Genomic DNA, 21,751 nt, shown 5'->3' with positions numbered 1-21,751 from the left:
TCAGTACACCACACCGTCACATCCTTCACAATTATAGATAGTCCACGATTAAACCGCAACTCACGTTCATAACCTAAAGAAAAACGCCGCTTATTCTGCGGCGTTCCCTTGCTCAAGCACTTTCTTGAATCGCTTATCAAAGTCACGGCGTTGCATGAGTACACTTGCTCCGCAGCCTTGACATTTGATGCGAATGTCCATCCCTACACGTGTGATTTGCCAGCGGTTCGTCTTGCAGGCATGTGGTTTTTTCATTTCCACAACATCGTTCAACGCATAAGTTTTACTGTGCATTTTCTGCTTCTCCTCCTTTAGGAGTTGGGTTCGGTGGCAACATGACCGTGCGTGGGTATGGAATTTCAATACCACGTTGGTCGAATCCTGCCTTCAATTCTTTATGCAAAATTCGTCCGGCTGCGAAGTGTTGAGTCGGTGGTACTTCTGCCATCAAGCGATAGACGACTTCCGAAGCCCCAAGTGACTGTACTCCTGCGAGTGTGATTGGTTCGATAAAGAGGTCGTGATACTTCGCCTCGACTTCTTTCGCAATCTCTTTAATCGCCGACTCGACATGTTCCATGTCCTCTTCGTAGGCGACACCGACATCGACAACCGCCACACTATTTTCTAGTGAGTAGTTCGTCACTTGCATAATCTGTCCGTTCGGAATGATAGAAACTTGTCCGTTCAATCCTTTTAGTTTCGTCGTTCGAATGCCGACCTCGATGACGATCCCTTCGACCTGTTGATTCAAACTGACATAATCCCCGTTTTTATATTGGTTTTCAAAGATGATGAATGCGCCTGTGATGACGTCCTTCACTAAGCTTTGCGCACCGAACGAGATGGCAAGACCTGCTACCCCGGCTGATGCGATTAAACCGGCGATATTGACGCCGAACTGTCCGAGCACTGTCAGGACCATAATTAACCCAATCACATAACGAATTGTATTTTGTGCGAGTTTTAATAGCGTCTCGTTTTGACGCTGAGCGACAATATCATGTTCTTTTATTTTCCGAAGCGTAAACACACGTTCGACCATCGTCGTCAAAATTCTTGTCGCGATATATAGGCCAAGGATGATGAGTGCGACACCGGCGAGCTTGATTCCCAAGCCAATCCACATGTCTGTATCTTTAAAGTACTCCACGAATTGGTTTACGCTATCCATCGTTTCGTCTGCTACCGTGCTTAAATCTTTTTCTGTATTTTGCGAAGCCATCTTTTCACCTCAAAAGTCGTAGATTCTAAATCATCAAAACATATTTCGCGACTTTTCTCAAACGCCGCATTCGGAAGTTTAGAAGTTTTCCACTTTTGGGAATGGGTTAATACGAGATCAATCCCCTAACTGCAACTAGGAATAGGCAACTCAGAAGAGAGGATGAGATTCATGCCGTTTCGCCTAAAACCTCATAAACCATACTCTTTCTTCATTGAACACACTGAGCGGAGTGGATCCAGATTACTTGCGGACCAGCTTCATGAACAGTTGGTCAATGAAGCCCATCGCCCCATCGTCCTTGTTTGCATCGGTTCGGATCGTTCGACCGGTGATTCTCTTGGTCCACTCGTCGGAACGTTTTTAGAAGAACGTCGCATCCGAAACCTACACGTATACGGTACATTAACGAAACCCGTACACGCACTCAATTTAGTGGAGACGTTACATGAGATTCAAACACGCTTCCATCAACCGCTCATCATTGCCATCGATGCCTGTCTCGGACGTTTGTCGAGCGTCGGTTACGTCTTCTTTTCAGAAGGACCACTCGCCCCAGGTGCAGGCGTCCAAAAAGAACTCCCTGCTGTCGGCGCTTATAATATCAAGGCCGTCGTGAACGTCAGTGGTTTTATGGAGATGATGATTCTTCAAAATACACGACTCCATCTCGTCTATGAACTCGCACGGTTCATCACAGAAGGATTCGTCGATTTCGATTCACGTATCGGACGCCTTCATCACGAAGAGGCTGCGATCACTAGACTTCGTCAGTCACGAGACGAGTCAAAGTCTTGAGGCGACAACAATGTAAGGAGTTGTTCTAAATCGTCTTGTGAGAAGTATTTTAGTTCTAACACGCCTCCCTTTCGACGGGGACGGATCGACACATCCATTTGAAGACGCTCTGCAAGCACTGCTTCGACCGCTTCGATATCTGCGTTCGATTGCTTCAGCGTCTTTTTTGCTGTGCGCTCTTTTTGTAAGTAACGCTCGAGCCGCCTTACCGTCCAGTGTTCGGCAATCACTCGTTTTGCAATCTGTTCCATCGCTTGTTCTGATTTCATGCCTGTAATCGCCCGTGCGTGACCCATCGTCAAATCACCGACCATGACCGCGTGCTGAACCGCGCTCGGCAAACGAAGCAGACGCAAACTGTTCGTCACATGACTTCTGCTTTTCCCGACCCGGTCTGCCAACTGTTGTTGTGTCAGGCCGAGTGTCTGCATCAATTGTTCATAGGCGACGGCTTCTTCGATGGCGTTCAAGTCCGCACGCTGAATGTTTTCAATCAAGGCCAACTCCATGACGCGATCCGAGTCCGCTGTGACGACTAGAGCGGGAATGTCTTCTTTCCCGGCGAGTTTTGCCGCTTGGAATCGTCTTTCCCCAGCGATGATTTCATAGTAGCCGGTCGCTTTTCGTACGACAATCGGTTGCAGAACGCCATACCGTTCAATCGACTGGCGCAACTCTTCTAGTTTCTCCACCTCAAATTGTTTCCGGGGTTGGTTCGGGTTTGGGCGAATGAATTTTAATGCTAATCGTTCCATCTACAAACCTCCTTCATCGTATGAAAAAGCACGGACTCATTTTTGAGGCCGCGCTTTCGGGATGCGAATTCGAATTTCAACAAATTCCTCTTCGTCCACTTCTTCAGTTTGGACATCAATCCCTGTTTTCCCAATCAAATCGATTGAGTCACGAATCGTATTGATGGCGATTCGCGTATCGCGCGCAAAACTTTTCGTCCGGCGACGTTGTTTTTTTGGTTTACGCTTTTCTTCTTCGATTGGCGTTGTCAAAAAGGCGACTCGTTCTTCCGTCTCTTTAACATTGTAATCCTGTTCCAACACTTCCACGAGCACTTGGAGCTGTAGTCCCTCTTCTTTTAACGGTAACAGCGCACGAGCGTGTCGTTCGTTGATGCGACGATCGCGAAGTGACTGTTTCACGTCTTCAGGCAACTTCAACAGTCGTAACTTATTCGCAATCGTAGACTGGCTCTTCCCTAAACTCTTCGCTAGCGCATCCTGCGTCAAGCCGTTCAAGGCGAGTAAACGGTCGTATGCCTCCGCTTCTTCAATCGGACTCAACTGTTCCCGTTGCAAGTTTTCGATCAAGGCGAGCGCAGCCGTCGTGTCGTCGTCCATGTCTCGAACGATTGCCGGAATCGCTGACCAGCCGAGCGATTTAACGGCTCGGAAACGACGCTCCCCGGCGATGATTTCATAGCAGTCCCCGTCTGCCTTACGAACCACGATCGGTTGAAGCAGTCCGTGTTCCGAAATCGTCGTTGCCAACTCTTCAATTTTAGCCGGTTCGAATACTTTACGCGGTTGATATCGGTTCGGACGCAATCGTGACAACGAGAGCTCCTGTACCGTGTCGTCCGCTCGAACTTCTGCAATCTGCGTCACGGCAACTTCGTCTTTTCGATTCACACCGAACAATTTCGCAAATCTATTCTTCAACGTCGGGCACCCCTTTTATGTAAAAAATAAGCAGACTCCACCACTGGAATCTGCTTTTGTTTCACGTGAAACGACATCATCAGATAAGTGGCTCTTTCGCCGGTGTCCCCGCCTTACGCGGATATTTCCCGGGCGTTTTTCGTAGTTTATCTACAACTACGATATTACGCTCACTCATCTCTCCTGGCAATAGGAACTGGTGTGTCGCTTTTTCTTTCCCACCAAGGACAGCCAACGCATTTTGGGCGTCTTTCATCTCATCAGATACTTTCGCCGCTTTCAGCGCGACAAAGTTTCCGCCTACTTTTGCGAGTGGTAGGCAGTACTCAGCCAACACTGTCATGCGGGCTACCGCCCGTGCTGTGACGACATCAAACTGTTCACGGAATTTTTTATTCTTCCCGAACTCTTCGGCACGTCCATGATGGAACGCGACACCTTCAAGTCCAAGGGCGAGCGCCAATTCATTCAAGAACGTGATGCGCTTATTCAATGAATCGATGATTGTGACATGTAAGTGCGGGAATAAAATCTTGAGAGGGAGACTCGGGAATCCGGCACCCGCTCCGACATCACATACCGTTTCGACTTTCGTGAAATCGAAATGGAACGCTGCGCTGAGCGAATCGTAAAAGTGTTTCAGATACACTTCCTCTTTGTCCGTGATGGCCGTCAAGTTCATTTTTTCGTTCCATTCAACGAGCATTTCGAAATAGCGCTTGAACTGAGCGAGTTGTGTCTCGTTCAGTTCAAATCCTTTCGCCCGTAACGCTTCAATAAATTGAGATTCGTTCATCGTTTCACTCCACCGTCGCATATTGTCCTTGTTCGATATAGACGAGCAAGATTGACACGTCTGCAGGGTTTACACCCGAGATTCGTGATGCTTGTCCGATCGAAAGTGGACGAACTTGTTTTAATTTTTGTTTCGCTTCTGTCGCAAGACCGCCGATTGCATCGTAATCCAAGTTTTCTGGAATCCGTTTTTCTTCCATGCGACGCATCTTCTCGACTTGTTCGAGCTGTTTTGAGATATAGCCTTCATACTTCACTTGAATCTCGACTTGCTCTTTCACTTCGAACGACAATTCGTCTGTAGATGGGACGACTGTCATGAGCGCCTCATACGTCACTTCTGGACGTTTCAACAAGATGTTCGCATGTGTCGCTTCTTTCAGCGGGTGTGCACCGACCGATTCAAGCATCGCATTCACTTCAGGTGTCGGTTTGACGACAAGTGATGCGAGTCGCTTCACTTCTTTTTCAATCGCTTCACGCTTCTCATTGAGATGTGCATGGCGTTCTTCTGAAAGTAAGCCGATCTCATGCCCGATGTCGCTGAGGCGTAAATCTGCATTGTCATGACGCAACAAGAGGCGATACTCAGCACGCGATGTGAGGAGACGATATGGTTCGTTCGTTCCTTTCGTCACCAAGTCATCGATTAAGACACCGATGTATGCTTGAGAGCGGTCAAGGATGACAGGGTCTTTACCGAGCACTTTGCATGCGGCGTTGATTCCCGCCATGATTCCTTGTCCGGCTGCTTCTTCGTAGCCGCTCGTCCCGTTGATTTGCCCCGCTGTAAAGAGTCCTGGAACTGCCTTTGTTTCAAGCGTCGGCCAAAGTTGCGTCGGTACGACCGCATCATACTCAATCGCATAACCTGGACGCATCATCTCTGACTTTTCAAGACCTGGAATCGTCCGAAGCATCTGATGTTGAACGTCTTCTGGCATACTCGTCGAGAAACCTTGGACGTATACTTCTTCCGTATCGCGACCTTCTGGTTCTAAGAAGATTTGGTGACGTGGTTTGTCATTGAAACGGACGACTTTATCTTCAATCGATGGACAGTAACGTGGTCCTGTTCCTTTGATTGCACCCGAATACATTGGTGAACGGTGTAAGTTCTCATCAATCAATTGATGCGTACGTTCACTCGTATACGTGAGCCAGCATGGGATTTGTTCAATTGGATTCAAGTCAGTCGACGTGTACGAGAAGAATGATGGATTCTCGTCTCCCGGCTGAATCTCAGTCTTCGAGTAATCGATCGTTTTCCCATCGATTCGTGGCGGTGTCCCTGTTTTGAATCGAACTAAATCGAGGCCGAGTTCTTCTAAATGTTTTGAAAGCTCGACCGATGGCATTTGGTTGTTTGGACCACTTTCGTATGCCAATTCACCGATGATGATTTGACCACGCATGAACGTTCCCGTCGTGACGATGACTGCTTTCGCGCGATATTCTGAACCCGTGTTCGTTACCACGCCACGAACTTCTCCGTCTTCGACGAGCAATCGTTCAACAAGTGCCTGACGAAGCAATAGATTCGGCTCGTCTTCTAGCACTTTCTTCATATGATTTTGATACTGGAATTTGTCCGCCTGTGCACGTAGCGCACGTACCGCTGGACCTTTCGACGTGTTGAGCATCTTCATTTGGATGTACGTCGCATCAATCGCACGACCCATTTCTCCGCCGAGTGCGTCGATTTCACGTACGACAATCCCTTTCGCCGGTCCACCGATTGACGGGTTACAATACATGAACCCGACCATATCAGGGTTCATCGTCAGCATCGCTGTTTTGGCACCCATCCGAGCCGATGCGAGTGCCGCTTCAATCCCTGCGTGTCCGGCCCCGATGACGATTACGTCATATTCGCCTGCCGTATAAGCCATATTTGTTCCTCCTTATTATTTCCCAAGACAAAACTGTGAAAAGAGCTGATCAATCAAGCTCTCTTGTACGGTATCTCCATTGATTTCACCGAGCGTATCCCATGCCCGACGTAAATCAATTTGGACCATATCGATTGGCATATTCATGACAGCACTACCGAGTGCCTCATCAATTTGACCAATCGTTCGTTTGATTAATTGAATGTGTCGAGCGTTTGAGATATATGTCATATCTTGTGACTCGACGCCTTTTGCAAAGAAGAGGTTCGCAATCGCCGCTTCAAGTGCATCGATTCCCTCATCTAGTAAGAGCGACGTCGCCACGATCGGACGGCCTGCCGCTAGTTTCTCTAGCTTAGAAGAATCCATGTTTTGTGGCAAGTCTGTCTTGTTGATGATGATGATCGCATTCATCCCTTTGACGGCCTCAAACAACGCCTCATCTTCGACAGTCAACCCTTCATGTCCGTTTAAGACGAGAAGGACCAAGTCCGCTGCTTCTAAAGCCTTCCTCGATTTTTCTACGCCGATGCGTTCAACGATATCTTCTGTCTCGCGAATACCGGCGGTGTCCACCAACTTGAGCGGAACACCTTTCACGTTGACATATTCCTCGATCGTGTCACGTGTCGTTCCGGCAATCTCCGTGACAATCGCTTTCGTCTCCTGCACGAGCGTATTCATGAGTGAGGATTTTCCGACGTTCGGTCGCCCGATGATCGCCGTTGCCAAACCTTCGCGCAAGATTTTTCCTTGTCGCGCCGTCTCGAGCAATTGCTCTAAGATTCGTTTAACTTCGCCCGCCTTCTCTTCGACGATCGCTTGTGTCATCTCTTCGGCGTCATACTCAGGATAGTCAATATTGACCTCGACTGCCGCAATCGTCTCAAGCAGTTGTTGACGCAATTCGCGAACGAGTCGTGACAAACGTCCTTCCATTTGAGACATGGCTACATTCATCGCCCGATCCGTTTTCGCACGAATCAAGTCCATGACCGCCTCGGCTTGTGATAAATCGATGCGGCCATTTAAAAAGGCGCGTTTCGTGAACTCGCCCGGTTCTGCTAAGCGGATGTCGGGTTGGTCGAGAATGAGTTCTAGCACACGATTGACCGCCACGACGCCTCCGTGACAATTGATTTCGACGACGTCTTCTCGTGTAAACGTCTTTGGTGCTCGCATGATACTGACCATGACTTCATCTACGACTTCGCCCGTATCAGGACGTTTTAATGTTCCATAATGAATGGTATGTGAATCGACCGTTGTTAAGTCTTTTCCAGAAAACACATTGTTCACCGTTTCGACCGCCAAATCGCCTGATAATCGGACGATTCCAATGGCACCTTCACCCATCGGCGTCGAAATCGCTGTAATCGTGTCAAACTCTAGCATCTTTCTCCCTCCAAACCTAAACCATCTTCTTCTATCATATGCATAACGAACCTACTATACACGATATTCGACTTGAACGAAAGAGTTCACCCGCCGATGAAGTCATTGCAGTTCCTATCATTATTTTCGTACAATAAAGGAATATATTTACATAGAAGAGAGGACATCTATATGAACCAGCAAGACGCAATTCGAGTCATCACCGAGCGATTAAAGCACGACGAAGCGGTTCAAGCAATTTTTTTGAAAGGCTCTTTCGGCAGGGGAGAAGCCGATGAGCATTCAGACATCGACTTCTATGTCATGGTGCACCCCGATGAGGAGGCCTCCTTTTTATCTAGACGCCTCGAGCATTTAAACGCCTACCGTCCGATTCTGTTAAAAGACGAGATTCACATCGTTGCGCCACAACTCATCGTCGTATTCGACGATTTTCTTCACCTCGACCTGTTCACGGTCACGCAAGATACGTTGAACCATCAAGATTCGATTCATGTGCTCTACGACCCACAACAGCGACTTGCTAGACACGCCACTTCTTTGAAATTAGACGAAGCGGCAATCAGTGACCATGCATTCGATACCGTTTGGTTCTTTTTCCAATATACAAAATCCAGAAATCGCGGTAACGACATTTGGGCAACCGACATGCTTCGTCAAGGAATGGTCCATTTTGCATATGTGCTAGCCGCTCACCATACACCGGACAGGGCTTCCCTAGGTTTAAAGGATGTGACGCAGCGACAAGAAATCAACCTACATTCATTTTATGATCAATTGACCCCAGCGAATCATGAAAAAGCCGCCCGACTCTATATCGAGCGACTTAAAGAAGAACAACCTTTCTTCCAATCTTTATCGGGCTACAACGTGTTCGGATCGTTTATGGAACAGTTGCTTCAACGAGAAACAAACCGCCCTTGAAAGAGGACGGTTTGTTTTTTAGTAACGTGCTTGTCGTTTCGTCGAACGAATCGTGAAATAGAGGAACAATTCTAGAATTGCAATGGCGATGAGGATTCCACCGAAAAGCTGGAATAGGACAAGTAGGCTACTGAACGGATTCGTCAACATGAGAATCCCGACACCAATCCACAATAGACTGCCAATCAAAAACCAGAGCCATCGTCCTGCCATCGATTGACGGTAACCGAGCGCCTGAATGAGGCGAATGATTCCTCCAAATAAAAACAGCGCCCCGATTAAAATCGGGAGTAGACTGGCCAGCGTCTCGGCGAAGAAAAAGACGACCGCTGCCAAAATCAAATAGATGAGACCCATAAAGAAAGCGGGCGGTAATCCGCCTTGTCGTCTGCGAACTCCCTGAAAGATCATCCATATGCCCATAATCGCCAAGTATCCGGCAATCACGTACACCATGACATCAAAGAAAAATCGAGGGTATAGCAGAATAAGAACACCGAGCACAAAGTAAAGGATGGCTTGCCATAACGTCGAACGTTCTACACGATGAATAAATGTCTCCATGTTTCCACACCTCCATTTACCCGTTTCTTTCATTATTCCCGTCTTCTCAACATACAATCCCACAAAAAAAGCTGAGTGTCAGAAGACACCCAGCCTAACGATTATTTACGTTTTTTCTTTTTGTTTTTCTTCTCTTCTTCAGCAAGCGCTGCACGCTCTGCTTCTTTCGCTGCGATTTTCGCTTCTGCTGCAACCTTCATCTTCTCACGCATCGGAAGCATGATTGCCATCGTGACGATGATTGAGATGATATAACCGACTACCCAGTACAATGAGAGTGCGGCTGGAAGGTTGATCGACATGATGAAAATCATGACTGGGAAGATATAGAGCATCATCTTCAATTGTGGGTTCTGTTCTTGACCCGCCATTGAGATTTTTTGTTGAACGAACGTCAAGACTGCCGCTAAAATCGGCAAGATGAACGTCGGATCCGGAGCACCGAGATCGAACCATAAGAAGTCCGCTTCGAAAATCTCAGGTGTACGACGAATCGCATCATAGAATGCGAAGAGAATCGGCATCTGAATCAAGATTGGCAAGCAACCAGCGAGCGGGTTGATTTGGTACTCTTGATAAAGCTTCATCATCTCTTCCTGGAGTTTACGTTGTGTTTCTTGGTCTTTTGAGCTGTACTTCTCACGAAGCTTCAGCATTTCTGGTTGCAAGACTTGCATCGCACCCATACTCTTCGTCTGCTTGATCATGAGCGGGAGAATCAACAAACGAACAATGATTGTCGCGATGATGATTGAAATCCCATATTGCCATGGGCCACCCACTAAATAAGCAACTTCCTTCAAGAGCCATGCGAGCGGCCATACAAAGTACTTCGCCCAGAAACCTTCTGTGTCAGCCGTGATTGGTTCGGCTTGGATGGTAGACGGATCCACACAGCCTGCCATCAGCATAATGACCGCAGTCATGGCAGCGAGTAATCCTAATTTTAGCTTTTTGCTCATAGTTCCTCCTACGCTTTCTTTATCAATTCTTTTTTAACGCACACGTCGATCGGGCAATCTTATAAGACTCTGATTATATGAGAGAACAAATTCAGATTGTCATGGTCACCGGCCTTGCTTTTTCCAGACCTTGGCTCGTTTGAATACGTGTTTCAAGCTCTCGGTCACTTCCGACTGCGTCAATGCGGTCGCAGGCTTCCGGGCGATGATCACATAATCATTCGGCGCAACGTTCGGTTCAAGCAAGCGAAGCGACTCACGCATCAATCGTTTCATGCGGTTTCGTTCTACAGCATTTCCAAGCTTTTTGCTGACAGAAAGACCCACTCTGAAATGCGTTTGATCCGCTTTGAGCGTGTAGACGACAAACTGACGATTGGCCACGGAGCGTCCTTCGCGAAACACCGCTTGGAACTCTTCATTCTTTTGCAGGCGGTATTCTTTTTTCAAAATTCTCACTCCATCCTTCGCTTCAAAAATCGTCAACTAACATCATATCATATCCGCATCATTTGAACGAGGGAGAATCCATGAAATGCTACGTTTCTGTGACAAACTAAAAAATTGCCCGAGGAAAGGATCCCCGGGCAATCTTCATTCGAAATTATACAGTCAAGGCTTTACGGCCTTTACGACGACGAGCAGCAAGAATGTTGCGACCGTTTTTAGTCGCCATGCGTGCACGGAATCCGTGAACTTTCTTACGCTTACGGTTGTTAGGGTTGAAAGTTGGTTTCATGGTTACAGCACCTCCTCAAGATTAACGCTCTATTAGCAAGTTATAGTTTCATTTAAGGCAGTCTTTAAGATTATATAAATCGAATCAACAATTGTCAATGTATTTTCGAATGGTTTTCGAATCGGGTCGATCACGTGATCGAGAAGGATCATTTGGGATCATTCAGCTTTGTCTAGAACGGCTTGTATGGAACTAGATTGATACGAAACCTTTACGTATTTCTTAAACGGTCTTTATAAATAGCGATGTTGAGCCATTTTATCCACATATTCAAGAAGTTATCCACATTTATATGTGAATAACTCTTCTTTTTTCACGTCCGAATTCTTTATTTTTTCATTTTCTTCTTTTACAAAAACTTTCTTTCGATTCACTTCCTCCTCTTTTGTGCATAACTTTTTCAATTGCCATTCTCTTTAAACACCTTTATCCACAACATATCCACAGTTTATCCACAAAACACACAGCATGTGGATAAGTGGGTGTGGATACTTTTCTTTATCTGTGGATAAATACCGAAAAGCATTGCCACGTCTATTTTATTTTGCTAAACTGAATGTGCACAAACTTGTGGATGAACAATTCGTGATTCCGAGATATACACAGGCTGTGGATAAGTGTTATCCCCATAATGAACACCATGTGGATAACTTTATCCACAGTTTTTGTTCTCTGGGGATAACCCTAGTTTCTACTATAGAATAGTGTATGTGTATATCGTGTGAATAAGTTTTACCAAACATGTGAGTAAAGGAGGTCTTTCATTGAAGAATGCTCGCGAGATTTGGAGAAACGTTTTATCTGTGATTGAAGAAGAGGAACGAACTCCAAAAGCTAGTTTTGACATGTGGTTGAAATCAACCGAGGGGATATCACTGATGGGAACGACACTCGTTGTGTCGGCGCCGGCCAGTTTTATCGTTACGTGGTTAGAGCGACAGTACTTGTCACTTTTACAAGATACGGTCGAAGAAATCACAAACAATAAGCTCGAAATTCACTTTATTGAAGAATCTCAAGCACACAAGTATGCTCCAGCGGATGGATCGTCACAAGAATCCATTGCCGTGACGGAAACAAGGGAACAGCCTTTACCATTACCTTCAAAAGAGGAAGGGGATCTCGGACAGCTGAATGACAAATATATCTTTGAGACGTTTGTCATCGGATCGGGGAACCGATTTGCCCACGCCGCATCACTCGCTGTTGCTGAAGCGCCAGCCCGTGCATATAACCCACTATTTATTTACGGGGGAGTCGGACTTGGGAAAACGCATTTGATGCATGCGATTGGTCATTATGTAAAAGGACAAAAACCAGGAGCTCGGATTGCGTATGTCTCTTCTGAAAAGTTTACGAATGAATTCATCAACTCCATTCGAGACAATAAAACAGGCGAGTTCCGTAATCGTTATCGGAACATCGATGTGTTGCTGATTGATGATATTCAGTTCTTAGCAGGAAAAGAACAAACGCAGGAAGAGTTTTTCCACACTTTTAATGCGCTACACAATGATCAGAAACAAATCGTCATTTCAAGCGACCGACCACCAAAAGAAATTCCGACATTAGAAGACCGCCTACGTTCGCGTTTCGAATGGGGACTCATTACGGACATCACACCACCTGACCTCGAGACACGAATTGCGATTCTCCGTAAAAAGGCGACTGCTGAAGGTCTCGATATTTCAAACGAGGTCATGCTTTATATTGCGAATCAAATCGATACGAACATTCGTGAGCTAGAAGGGGCGTTGACACGTGTTGTCGCTTACGCAAAACTAGTTGGGCGACCGATTGACCCAGACGTAGCAGCAGAAGCGCTTCATAACATCATGCCGGTCCAGGAAGCGAAGAAGATTGTCATTCGTGACATTCAAGAAATCGTCGGTCAACACTTCAACATTCAAGTAGAAGAGTTGAACTCGAAAAAACGCACAAAAACGTTGGCATTCCCACGTCAAATCGCGATGTACCTATCTCGTGAGATGACGGAGAGTTCATTACCGAAAATCGGGGAAGAGTTTGGAGGGCGTGATCATACGACTGTGATTCATGCACATGAGAAAATCAGCACGCTTCTGAAAAACGATGTGGAAATGCAAGAGACGATTCAAACGTTGAAAAAAGCACTGTCTAACTGATGACGGATTCTCTGTGGATATCCTGTGGATAAACCACCTTAGTTATCCACAAGTTATTCACAGGCGAAATGGCTTCATACGTATGCTTCAGGGGACTTATCCCCAGTATCCACAGCCCTTATTACTATTATGACTTAATTAATACTATTATTATCATTAGTAAATGACTCATTTCACCTTAGGAGGAATTATCCACATGCATTTAACGATTCAACGAGATGTATTCATGCAAGCCGTACAAGATGTATCCAAAGCTGTGGCTTCACGAACGACCATTCCAATTTTGACAGGCTTAAAGCTTGAAGCTCATGCGGACGGTTTAACACTGACAGGAAGTGACACTGAAATTTCGATTGAACGTTTGATCCCAATCGAAGAAGGTGGAATCGAACTCATTCAAATTCAGCGTGCTGGAAGTGTCGTATTAAATGCGCGCTTTTTAGGAGAAATCGTGAAGAAGTTGCCGACGAACGAAGTTACACTCGAAGTGTCACCAAACTTCATGACACGAATTGAGTCTGGCCAGGCAGAATTCCATTTGAACGGTCTCGACCCGGACGAATATCCTCGCCTGCCAGAACTTGCGAGCGACCGTCGTTTCTATCTACCAGCGGATCTCTTGAAGACAATCATCCGTCAGACGAGTTTCGCCGTTTCCTCACAAGAAACACGCCCTGTTCTAACAGGAGTCAACTTCTCTGCTGAGAAAGGCTTCCTTACATGTGTAGCGACAGACAGCCACCGCTTGGCGCTTCGTCGTGCTCGTTTTGAGACAGATAACGACTTGACGTTCCAAAATGTCGTCGTCCCTGGTCGTTCACTTAACGAACTCGCTAAATTGCTCGATCGTGAAGAGTTGCCGATTGAAATCGTACTGACAGACCAGCAGATCTTGTTCCGCATGAAAAATATCTCATTCTTCTCGCGTTTGTTAGACGGGGCGTACCCAGACACGTCACGCCTCATTCCGGAAGAATATCGTACAGCGGTGCGCATGAATGCGAAAGAATTCTTACAAGCCATCGACCGTGCGTCACTCTTAGCACGTGCTGACCGGAACAACGTGATTAAATTTGTCGCGGAAGATACGACAGCAGTCGAAGTATCTTCACATTCACCTGAAGTCGGTAAAGTGTCTGAGCGTGTCAGCATCTTATCGCTTGAAGGGGAAGAATTGAAAATTTCCTTCAACTCTAAGTTTGTAATGGATGCGCTTCGTGCGCTCGATGCATCTGAAATCGAAATCCAGTTCACGGGTTCGATGCGACCGTTCATTCTACGACCGGTAGAGCAAGATAGCGTGCTTCAACTGATTTTACCAGTCCGCACATCGTAAGCAGCGGATAGGGATGATGAGGTGTCTGACCTTGTCATCCCTCTTTTTGCCTTATTCGACGATTTTCGATAAACTAATATGTATGGCGATTTTTTCAGATCAGCATGTGAGAAAGGAAGTGACGACATGGAAAAAGTGTCGATTACAACCGAGTATGTAACGCTCGGACAATTTTTAAAATTAGCAGACATCATCTCAAGTGGGGGACAAGCAAAGTTCTTTTTAGAAGATGTCATGATCAAAGTGAACGGTGAGCAGGATCAACGCCGTGGTCGTAAATTGAGAGATGGAGATACAATCGAGGTCGAAGGCTTCGGGGAATATCAAATCGAGGGAAACTGACGTGCATTTAAAGTCGATCCGATTGCAAAATTATCGCAACTACGAAACCCTCGAGCTAGATTTCTCAGAACAGACGAATGTTCTAATTGGTGAGAATGCCCAAGGAAAAACGAATCTTCTCGAATCGATTTACGTACTTGCGCTCGCAAAATCGCATCGGACGACACAAGACCGAGAATTGATCGGTTGGGAAGCTGATGCCGCAAGTATCGAAGGACGGATTCATAAACGCACCGGCGAATCCGTGCAGAGTCTCTCATTTTCTCCTAAAGGAAAAAAAGCAAAGCTCAATCATTTAGAACAACGTCGTCTCAGTGACTATGTCGGCGCATTTAACGTCGTCTTGTTCGCCCCTGAAGACTTAGCCATCGTCAAAGGCAGTCCACAAGGGAGACGGCGATTTTTAGATATGGAAATCGGTCAGGTCAGTCCCGTGTACTTACATGAGCTCAATCAATATTTGAAGACGTTAAAACAACGAAACGCCTTGTTGAAGCAGTTATCCACTAAGGGTGGGGACGAGACGTTACTCGAAGTATTGACGGATCAATTGATTGAACTCGCCGTGAAGATTGTGATGAGACGCTATCATTTCATCGATCAACTCGAAAAATGGGCCAATCCGATTCATTCTGGGATCACACGTGAGTTGGAGACACTGACGATTCAATACGTTTCTGACACGTTCCAAAAAGAACGTTTCTCAAAAGAACAGATGTTTGAAACGTATCGTCAAAAGTTTGATAAAATAAGAGAGAACGAACGAAGAAGAGGTGTGACCTTATTTGGTCCGCATCGTGACGATTTTGAATTGTACGTAAACGATCGAAACGTTCAAACGTTCGGTTCACAAGGTCAGCAACGAACGGCGGCCTTGTCATTGAAGCTAGCTGAAATTGAATTGATTCATGAAGAAGTGGGCGAATATCCTCTTTTGTTATTAGACGATGTGTTATCTGAACTTGACGATCATCGCCAAACCCATCTACTCGATACGATGGGACGAAAAGTACAAACGATTTTGACGACAACAAACATTGATGGAATCGCACATGAAACCATTCAACAAGCCAAAGTGTTTCACGTGAAACAAGGTGAAGTCGAAACAGAATCCGTGTAATCGTGGTAAGAAGGAACACCAAATCATGTATAGTAGGTGAAAATAACCGATGAGTAATGAAAACGAAAAAGAATTGCAAGCGTATGGCGCCGATCAGATTCAAGTTCTTGAAGGCTTAGAGGCTGTACGTAAACGTCCAGGGATGTATATCGGTTCCACAAGCTCTCGCGGTCTCCACCACTTAGTATGGGAGATTGTCGATAACTCAATCGATGAGGCGCTTGCAGGTTATTGTGACACGATCACAGTGACGGTTGAGCCAGGAAACTCCATCGTTGTCGAAGATAACGGACGTGGGATTCCAGTAGACGTTCAAAAGAAAACAGGTCGACCTGCCGTTGAAGTTATTTTCACGGTATTGCACGCCGGCGGTAAATTCGGCGGTGGCGGATACAAAGTTTCAGGTGGTTTGCACGGTGTAGGGGCGTCGGTTGTCAACGCACTATCGACAAAACTTGAAGTGTTCGTCCGTCGCGACGGCAACGTGTATTATCAATCGTTCAAACGTGGCGTGCCACAAGGCGAACTTGAAATCGTCGGAACGACAGATACGACAGGAACGACTGTCCGCTTCTTCCCGGACGGCGATATCTTCCAAGAAACGCTCGAGTATGATTTTGATTTGCTAGCAACACGTCTTCGCGAGCTCGCTTTCTTAAACAAAGGGCTACGGATTGTCGCAAAAGATGATCGTAGCGATGAGACGATTGAACGCAATTATCACTACGAGGGCGGAATTAAGTCTTACGTCGAGCACTTGAACCGTTCGAAGGCATCGATTCATGAAGAGCCTGTGTATGTGCACGGAACGAAAGATGGAATTGAGGTAGAGATTGCCCTTCAGTACAACGAAGGTTTCGCAAGTAACATCTACTCATTCACGAACAACATCCCGACACATGAAGGTGGGACGCACGAGACTGGATTTAAGACAGCACTCACACGTTCAATCAATGATTATGCGAAGCGATTCGGATTGATGAAGGAGGCCGACGGAAGTCTCTCCGGGGATGATGTCCGTGAAGGATTGACGGCGATCGTTTCCGTCAAACACCCGGCACCTCAGTTCGAAGGACAGACGAAGACGAAACTTGGAAATGCCGATGCTCGTACGGCGACAGATACGTTATTCAGTGACACGTTCGAACAATTCTTGCTCGAGAATCCATCAGTCGGTCGTCTTATTGTCGACAAAGGATTGATGGCAGCACGCGCACGTCTTGCTGCGAAACGCGCACGCGAGATGACACGTCGTAAAGGTATTCTCGAAGTCAGTTCATTACCAGGGAAATTGGCTGACTGTTCGTCGAAAGACGCTTCGAAATCTGAACTGTATATCGTTGAGGGTGACTCAGCGGGTGGTTCGGCGAAATCTGGTCGTGATCGTCACTTCCAAGCAATCTTGCCGATTCGAGGGAAAATCATCAACGTCGAGAAAGCACGTCTTGACAAGATTTTGGCCAACCAAGAAGTTCGGACGATCATCACGGCTCTCGGAACAGGGATTGCGGATGAGTTCGATTTATCAAAAGCACGTTACCATAAACTGATCATCATGACCGATGCCGATGTCGATGGAGCGCACATTCGTACGCTGTTATTGACGTTCTTCTATCGTTACATGCGACCACTCGTAGAAAGTGGATACGTCTATATCGCGCAACCACCGCTCTATGGTGTGAAGCACGGTAAAGAAACAATCTATGTTCAAAACGAGCGAGAGTTACAAGCTACACTTGCACAACTTCCTGAAAACGCACGTTATAGCGTTCAACGTTACAAGGGTCTTGGAGAGATGGATCCTGAACAGTTGTGGAATACGACGATGAACCCGGAAACGCGTTCGATGCTTCGCGTTGATCTTCAAGATGCGATTGAAGCAGATGAGATTTTTGAAACGCTCATGGGTGACAACGTCGAACCACGCCGTGACTTTATTCAATCTCACGCCCATTACGTGAAGAACCTCGATATTTAATAAGAAGGGTAGGCAATAACGAATGGCAGAACAAGAAAATATCAAGGATATAAATATTAGCCAAGAGATGCGAACGTCGTTCATGGACTATGCGATGAGCGTCATCGTATCACGTGCCCTTCCGGACGTGCGAGATGGTTTGAAGCCGGTTCACCGTCGTATTTTGTATGCGATGAACGAGCTCGGAATTCGTGCGGACAAGCCACATAAGAAATCGGCGCGTGTCGTCGGGGACGTGATCGGTAAGTATCACCCACACGGTGACTCTGCCGTCTACGAAACGATGGTTCGTATGGCTCAAGATTTCAGTTATCGTTACGAACTAGTCGACGGTCACGGGAACTTCGGTTCAGTCGATGGCGACTCGGCCGCTGCGATGCGTTATACCGAGGCACGTATGTCTAAGATTGCGATGGAACTCGTACGAGACATTGGCAAAAACACAATCGATTATCAACCAAACTTCGATGGTGAAGAGAAAGAGCCGGTCGTTCTTCCGGCGCGTTTCCCGAACTTCCTTGTCAACGGAACGAGCGGGATTGCGGTCGGGATGGCAACGAACGTTCCTCCGCATAACTTGAATGAAGTCATCGATGGGGTGTTGGCTCTTACTCATAACCCAGACATCACGATTGCTGAATTGATGCAACACATCCCAGGCCCTGACTTCCCGACAGCGGGAGAGATTTTGGGACGCAGCGGGATTCGTCGTGCCTATGAAACGGGACGTGGATCGATTACGATGCGTGCGAAAGCCGAAATCGAAACGTTGAAAAACGGTCGTGAACGGATCCTCGTTCATGAAATCCCATATCAAGTCAACAAGGCACGTCTCGTTGAGAAAATTGCCGATTTGGTACGTGATAAAAAAATCGAAGGAATCACAGATTTGCGTGATGAATCCGACCGTAACGGGATGCGGGTCGTCATCGAAGTTCGTCGGGATGCGAATGCGAGTGTCATCTTGAACAACTTGTATAAGCAAACGCCGATGCAGACGACGTTCGGAGTGAACATGCTTGCCCTCGTAGGTGGTCGCCCGAAAACGTTGAACATCAAACAAGCCATCTATTACTACATCGAACACCAAAAAGAAGTCGTACGTCGTCGTACGCAATTCGATTTGGATAAAGCGGAAGCACGTGCCCACATCTTAGAGGGACTTCGTGTTGCCCTTGATCACTTGGATGAAGTCATCGCCATCATTCGTAGCACACGTACTGGTGACGAGGCGCGTGAGAAGTTGATTGCCCGCTTTGGACTTTCTACTGAGCAAACGCAAGCGATTTTAGATATGCGTCTCCAACGATTGACTGGTTTGGAGCGCGAGAAAATCGAAGGCGAATACCGTGAAGTGAAAGCGTTGATCGAGGAACTTCGTGCGATTCTTGGTGATGAGGAGTTGCTTCTCGACATCATTCGCAACGAGTTGCTTGAAATCAAAGAACGGTATGGTGACGCACGTCGTACGGTGATTCGTACAGATATTGTTGAACTTGAGGATGAAGATTTAATCCCAGTTCGTGACATGATGATCACGTTAACGAGCGAAGGTTACATCAAGTCAATTCCATCCGATTCATACCGCGCACAGCGTCGGGGTGGACGTGGGAAACAAGGTATGGGAACGAACGATGAAGACTTCGTACTTCGTTTGCTGTCAGCATCGACACACGATACGATTCTCTTCTTTACGAACTTCGGTCGTGTCTTCCGTCTTAAAGGATATGAAATTCCTGAGATGAGTCGTACCGCAAAAGGAATGCCGATCATTAACTTGCTTCAAATCGATAAAGGTGAAAAAGTTGAAACAATGATTCCTGTCGATTTCAACAGTTACCTGGCAAACCAAACGGTGGCAGAGGATGCGCAGAATGAATCGGAAGAAGAAGTGGCAGATGAGCAATTGTCTCTTGTCTTCATTACAAAAGAAGGTTTGATTAAGCGTTCACCACTTTCGGCATACGCTCGAATCAACAAAAACGGTCTTCGTGCCATCAGCTTGAATGAAACAGATGAGCTCGTCACCGTCCGCCTTGCGAAGAGCGATGATGAAATGTTGATTGTCACTCGCCAAGGAATGTCGATTCGTTTCCCTCTCGAAGGAGAAGTTCGATCGATGGGACGTACGGCACGTGGTGTTCGTGCAATTCGTTTGAAGAAAGACGATGATTTAGTCGTCTCAATGGAAATCGTTCGCACAACGCAAGACGTCTTGATTATCACTGAAAAAGGATTCGGGAAACGTACGGCTATGGAGCAGTTCCGTACACAAGGTCGTGGCGGTTCCGGAATCATTGGAATTAAGACAGATCGTGGAACAGTCGTGGGTATGCGTGTTGTTGATGAAGATGATGACATCATGTTGATGACTGAACACGGCGTTGCGATTCGAATCGATTCGCAAACTATCTCTCAGATGGGTCGAAGCACACGTGGTGTGAAAGTGATGAACATTGAAGATGGCGATCGTCTAGCGACTATCGCAAAATTGAAAAAAGATGAGTTAGAAGAGGAATCAGCAGTCGATTTGGAGAATGGGTTTGAGGTAGAAGCACCTGGAGCCGACGAATCGTCTGATGTGAATGAGTAAGACGAGAGGTCGAACGGTGTTTCCGTTCGACCTTTTTCATATATAGGAGGGATTCGCGTGCGTTTGAACTTATCCGCTGTACATGTTGGTATGACGTTATTGTCACCCGTTTCTTCCTTAGAGGCAGGAATTCATTTAACAAATGAACATCTACGTTTGCTCCGTTTCTTAAAGATTGAAGCAATTGATGTTGCACCCGTTGAACAATTCATCTTCACTTCTATAGAAGAAAAGCTTCTTTGCGAACAGGTTCTACAATATGAGAAACATTATGATCAGTGGGAAGAGCGAATCGCCCCGAATCCTTACGAAGGTTTAGAATTCATTCATCAACTATTTCGTCAGGAACTCCCGCTTTCAGCAGTTGTTCATTTTTTTACGCATCAACCTTTGCGAAAAAACCATGTCATCTACCATGCGATTTATCGAGCACTCGTCGCACGCGCCTTATCGAAATATCGAGGGGATGAGCACCAACTTCAATTTGATTACGGAATTGCTTCTTATTTCGCTGATGCAAGTTACGCTAAAATTCGAAAATGGTCTCATATGCGTTATTTCACAAAAATGGAACGGGAGCTACTATATCAACACCCACTCGTCTCGGCAGCAATGCTTCCAAGTAACCAAACGCTACGAGGGCGTGTCTATCAATTGATCACAGAGCATCACGAACGTTTAGATGGATCCGGTTTTCCAAAACGTCTAACCGAGCGGGAGTTGAATCCCGCGTCTCCTCTATTTATTGTCGCTGATCGATTCTGTCAGTTAACCGCACCTCGAACGTTTCGAAAACCACTTTCGCCAGAAGAAGCATACTTCTATATGTGGCAGAATAAAGCCTATGACGAGGAGGCCTTGTCGCTTCTCGCTACGTTGCTCGGATTTTATGAAATCGGTCGAACCGTTTTATTGAGTAGCGGAGTGCAGGGGAAGATTCACGCCTATACGAATCGTATTGAGCGACCTATTGTTATAGAAGATACGGATGAGACTGAATATGATTTATCACGTTTGGCTGAAGTGAAAATTGTATCATTTCAATAAGAAGAGACTGGCGATTCCTCTCATCAAAAATGATAGGAATCGTCTTTATTTATTCTTTTTTAAAAAACTTTATTTTTATAGTTGACGAATATAAAGTCAGATGCTATTATAAATGAGTCGCTAAGAGCGGCAGACGAACTTTGAAAACTGAACGATGAGGCAAAAATAAGTTTTACAATTTTTGAATGAAGCGCAAGCTTCGTCAATTTAAGAGCTATATC

The 21,751-nt window shown here is 46.2% G+C and carries 20 protein-coding genes; 9 read left to right on the top strand and 11 right to left on the bottom strand.

Annotation, left to right across the window (positions count from 1 at the left end):
• Positions 1–90: 90 nt before the first annotated feature.
• On the bottom strand, positions 91–294 hold the full coding sequence (locus KNO99_RS13390; RefSeq protein WP_214696523.1) for a DUF951 domain-containing protein: 204 nt from the start codon (positions 292–294) through the stop codon (positions 91–93).
• The gene (locus tag KNO99_RS13385; RefSeq protein WP_214749523.1) at positions 284–1,225 is read right to left on the bottom strand and encodes a mechanosensitive ion channel family protein; all 942 of its coding nucleotides are present in this window, start codon (positions 1,223–1,225) and stop codon (positions 284–286) included. Before KNO99_RS13385 ends, KNO99_RS13390 begins: the two co-directional genes overlap by 11 nt.
• A gap of 171 nt (positions 1,226–1,396) precedes the next feature.
• Between KNO99_RS13385 and yyaC the strand changes: the two genes are divergently transcribed.
• The gene (yyaC, locus tag KNO99_RS13380; RefSeq protein WP_214749520.1) at positions 1,397–2,023 is read left to right on the top strand and encodes a spore protease YyaC; all 627 of its coding nucleotides are present in this window, start codon (positions 1,397–1,399) and stop codon (positions 2,021–2,023) included.
• Here the strand turns inward: yyaC and KNO99_RS13375 are convergent.
• The 5 genes from KNO99_RS13375 to mnmE all read right to left on the bottom strand — a co-directional run bounded on the left by KNO99_RS13375 (position 1,996) and on the right by mnmE (position 7,781).
• Complete coding sequence (locus tag KNO99_RS13375; RefSeq protein ID WP_074034048.1) at positions 1,996–2,778, bottom strand: ParB/RepB/Spo0J family partition protein; 783 nt, start codon at positions 2,776–2,778, stop codon at positions 1,996–1,998. The two genes, yyaC and KNO99_RS13375, sit on opposite strands and share 28 nt — an antisense overlap.
• Positions 2,779–2,814: 36 nt before the next feature.
• Positions 2,815–3,699, bottom strand: a complete 885-nt coding sequence (gene noc, locus KNO99_RS13370; protein ID WP_074034050.1) for a nucleoid occlusion protein — start codon at positions 3,697–3,699, stop codon at positions 2,815–2,817.
• Between the two features lie 79 nt (positions 3,700–3,778).
• Positions 3,779–4,495 carry a 16S rRNA (guanine(527)-N(7))-methyltransferase RsmG gene (rsmG, locus tag KNO99_RS13365; protein ID WP_214696505.1) on the bottom strand — a complete coding sequence of 239 codons (717 nt, stop codon included), beginning with the start codon at positions 4,493–4,495 and terminating at the stop codon, positions 3,779–3,781.
• Between the two features lie 4 nt (positions 4,496–4,499).
• Positions 4,500–6,386 carry a tRNA uridine-5-carboxymethylaminomethyl(34) synthesis enzyme MnmG gene (mnmG, locus tag KNO99_RS13360; RefSeq protein WP_214749518.1) on the bottom strand — a complete coding sequence of 629 codons (1,887 nt, stop codon included), beginning with the start codon at positions 6,384–6,386 and terminating at the stop codon, positions 4,500–4,502.
• Positions 6,387–6,401: 15 nt separating this feature from the next.
• Positions 6,402–7,781, bottom strand: coding sequence for a tRNA uridine-5-carboxymethylaminomethyl(34) synthesis GTPase MnmE (gene mnmE, locus KNO99_RS13355; protein WP_214749515.1), 1,380 nt, complete (start codon positions 7,779–7,781; stop codon positions 6,402–6,404).
• A 171-nt stretch (positions 7,782–7,952) separates the two neighbouring features.
• Between mnmE and KNO99_RS13350 the strand changes: the two genes are divergently transcribed.
• Positions 7,953–8,705 (top strand): nucleotidyltransferase domain-containing protein, encoded by a 753-nt coding sequence (locus KNO99_RS13350; protein ID WP_214749512.1) that lies wholly within the window; start codon positions 7,953–7,955, stop codon positions 8,703–8,705.
• 18 nt (positions 8,706–8,723) lie between these two features.
• On the opposite strand, the gene KNO99_RS13345 is transcribed toward KNO99_RS13350, so the two are convergent.
• The 4 genes from KNO99_RS13345 to rpmH all read right to left on the bottom strand — a co-directional run bounded on the left by KNO99_RS13345 (position 8,724) and on the right by rpmH (position 10,970).
• Positions 8,724–9,269, bottom strand: a complete 546-nt coding sequence (locus KNO99_RS13345; protein WP_214749509.1) for an HdeD family acid-resistance protein — start codon at positions 9,267–9,269, stop codon at positions 8,724–8,726.
• 101 nt (positions 9,270–9,370) lie between these two features.
• Complete coding sequence (yidC, locus tag KNO99_RS13340) at positions 9,371–10,231, bottom strand: membrane protein insertase YidC (RefSeq protein ID WP_214749506.1); 861 nt, start codon at positions 10,229–10,231, stop codon at positions 9,371–9,373.
• 105 nt (positions 10,232–10,336) lie between these two features.
• The gene (rnpA, locus tag KNO99_RS13335; RefSeq protein ID WP_214749503.1) at positions 10,337–10,681 is read right to left on the bottom strand and encodes a ribonuclease P protein component; all 345 of its coding nucleotides are present in this window, start codon (positions 10,679–10,681) and stop codon (positions 10,337–10,339) included.
• 154 nt (positions 10,682–10,835) lie between these two features.
• Positions 10,836–10,970, bottom strand: a complete 135-nt coding sequence (gene rpmH, locus KNO99_RS13330; protein ID WP_015880216.1) for a 50S ribosomal protein L34 — start codon at positions 10,968–10,970, stop codon at positions 10,836–10,838.
• Positions 10,971–11,734: 764 nt separating this feature from the next.
• Between rpmH and dnaA the strand changes: the two genes are divergently transcribed.
• The 7 genes from dnaA to KNO99_RS13295 all read left to right on the top strand — a co-directional run bounded on the left by dnaA (position 11,735) and on the right by KNO99_RS13295 (position 21,530).
• Positions 11,735–13,114, top strand: coding sequence for a chromosomal replication initiator protein DnaA (dnaA, locus tag KNO99_RS13325; protein ID WP_214749500.1), 1,380 nt, complete (start codon positions 11,735–11,737; stop codon positions 13,112–13,114).
• A gap of 196 nt (positions 13,115–13,310) precedes the next feature.
• Complete coding sequence (gene dnaN, locus KNO99_RS13320; protein ID WP_026824743.1) at positions 13,311–14,450, top strand: DNA polymerase III subunit beta; 1,140 nt, start codon at positions 13,311–13,313, stop codon at positions 14,448–14,450.
• Positions 14,451–14,576: 126 nt separating this feature from the next.
• Complete coding sequence (gene yaaA, locus KNO99_RS13315; protein WP_015880213.1) at positions 14,577–14,792, top strand: S4 domain-containing protein YaaA; 216 nt, start codon at positions 14,577–14,579, stop codon at positions 14,790–14,792.
• Between the two features lies 1 nt (position 14,793).
• Entirely contained in the window at positions 14,794–15,912 is a 1,119-nt protein-coding gene (gene recF, locus KNO99_RS13310; RefSeq protein WP_074034078.1) for a DNA replication/repair protein RecF, read from the top strand.
• 49 nt (positions 15,913–15,961) lie between these two features.
• The gene (gene gyrB / locus KNO99_RS13305; RefSeq protein ID WP_214696486.1) at positions 15,962–17,890 is read left to right on the top strand and encodes a DNA topoisomerase (ATP-hydrolyzing) subunit B; all 1,929 of its coding nucleotides are present in this window, start codon (positions 15,962–15,964) and stop codon (positions 17,888–17,890) included.
• A 22-nt stretch (positions 17,891–17,912) separates the two neighbouring features.
• Positions 17,913–20,483, top strand: coding sequence for a DNA gyrase subunit A (gyrA, locus tag KNO99_RS13300; RefSeq protein WP_214749497.1), 2,571 nt, complete (start codon positions 17,913–17,915; stop codon positions 20,481–20,483).
• A 57-nt stretch (positions 20,484–20,540) separates the two neighbouring features.
• On the top strand, positions 20,541–21,530 hold the full coding sequence (locus KNO99_RS13295; RefSeq protein ID WP_214749494.1) for an HD-GYP domain-containing protein: 990 nt from the start codon (positions 20,541–20,543) through the stop codon (positions 21,528–21,530).
• The last annotated feature ends 221 nt before the right edge of the window (positions 21,531–21,751 follow it).

Origin of the sequence: Exiguobacterium sp. s189 (genome assembly GCF_018617615.1) — a bacterium.
Taxonomy (GTDB): Bacteria; Bacillota; Bacilli; order Exiguobacteriales; family Exiguobacteriaceae; genus Exiguobacterium; species Exiguobacterium aestuarii_A.
The sequence above is the reverse complement of the archived record's forward strand: the minus strand, read 5'-3'. Positions and strand labels throughout refer to the sequence as shown.

What these genes read in the sequence shown, in the direction of transcription:
- KNO99_RS13390 (WP_214696523.1), bottom strand. Translation starts at nt 294, where the DNA reads ATGCACAGTAAAACTTATGCGTTGAACGATGTTGTGGAAATGAAAAAA.
- KNO99_RS13385 (WP_214749523.1), bottom strand. Translation starts at nt 1,225, where the DNA reads ATGGCTTCGCAAAATACAGAAAAAGATTTAAGCACGGTAGCAGACGAA.
- yyaC (WP_214749520.1), top strand. Translation starts at nt 1,397, where the DNA reads ATGCCGTTTCGCCTAAAACCTCATAAACCATACTCTTTCTTCATTGAA.
- KNO99_RS13375 (WP_074034048.1), bottom strand. Translation starts at nt 2,778, where the DNA reads ATGGAACGATTAGCATTAAAATTCATTCGCCCAAACCCGAACCAACCC.
- rsmG (WP_214696505.1), bottom strand. Translation starts at nt 4,495, where the DNA reads ATGAACGAATCTCAATTTATTGAAGCGTTACGGGCGAAAGGATTTGAA.
- mnmG (WP_214749518.1), bottom strand. Translation starts at nt 6,386, where the DNA reads ATGGCTTATACGGCAGGCGAATATGACGTAATCGTCATCGGGGCCGGA.
- mnmE (WP_214749515.1), bottom strand. Translation starts at nt 7,781, where the DNA reads ATGCTAGAGTTTGACACGATTACAGCGATTTCGACGCCGATGGGTGAA.
- KNO99_RS13350 (WP_214749512.1), top strand. Translation starts at nt 7,953, where the DNA reads ATGAACCAGCAAGACGCAATTCGAGTCATCACCGAGCGATTAAAGCAC.
- KNO99_RS13345 (WP_214749509.1), bottom strand. Translation starts at nt 9,269, where the DNA reads ATGGAGACATTTATTCATCGTGTAGAACGTTCGACGTTATGGCAAGCC.
- yidC (WP_214749506.1), bottom strand. Translation starts at nt 10,231, where the DNA reads ATGAGCAAAAAGCTAAAATTAGGATTACTCGCTGCCATGACTGCGGTC.
- rpmH (WP_015880216.1), bottom strand. Translation starts at nt 10,970, where the DNA reads ATGAAACCAACTTTCAACCCTAACAACCGTAAGCGTAAGAAAGTTCAC.
- dnaN (WP_026824743.1), top strand. Translation starts at nt 13,311, where the DNA reads ATGCATTTAACGATTCAACGAGATGTATTCATGCAAGCCGTACAAGAT.
- yaaA (WP_015880213.1), top strand. Translation starts at nt 14,577, where the DNA reads ATGGAAAAAGTGTCGATTACAACCGAGTATGTAACGCTCGGACAATTT.
- gyrB (WP_214696486.1), top strand. Translation starts at nt 15,962, where the DNA reads ATGAGTAATGAAAACGAAAAAGAATTGCAAGCGTATGGCGCCGATCAG.
- gyrA (WP_214749497.1), top strand. Translation starts at nt 17,913, where the DNA reads ATGGCAGAACAAGAAAATATCAAGGATATAAATATTAGCCAAGAGATG.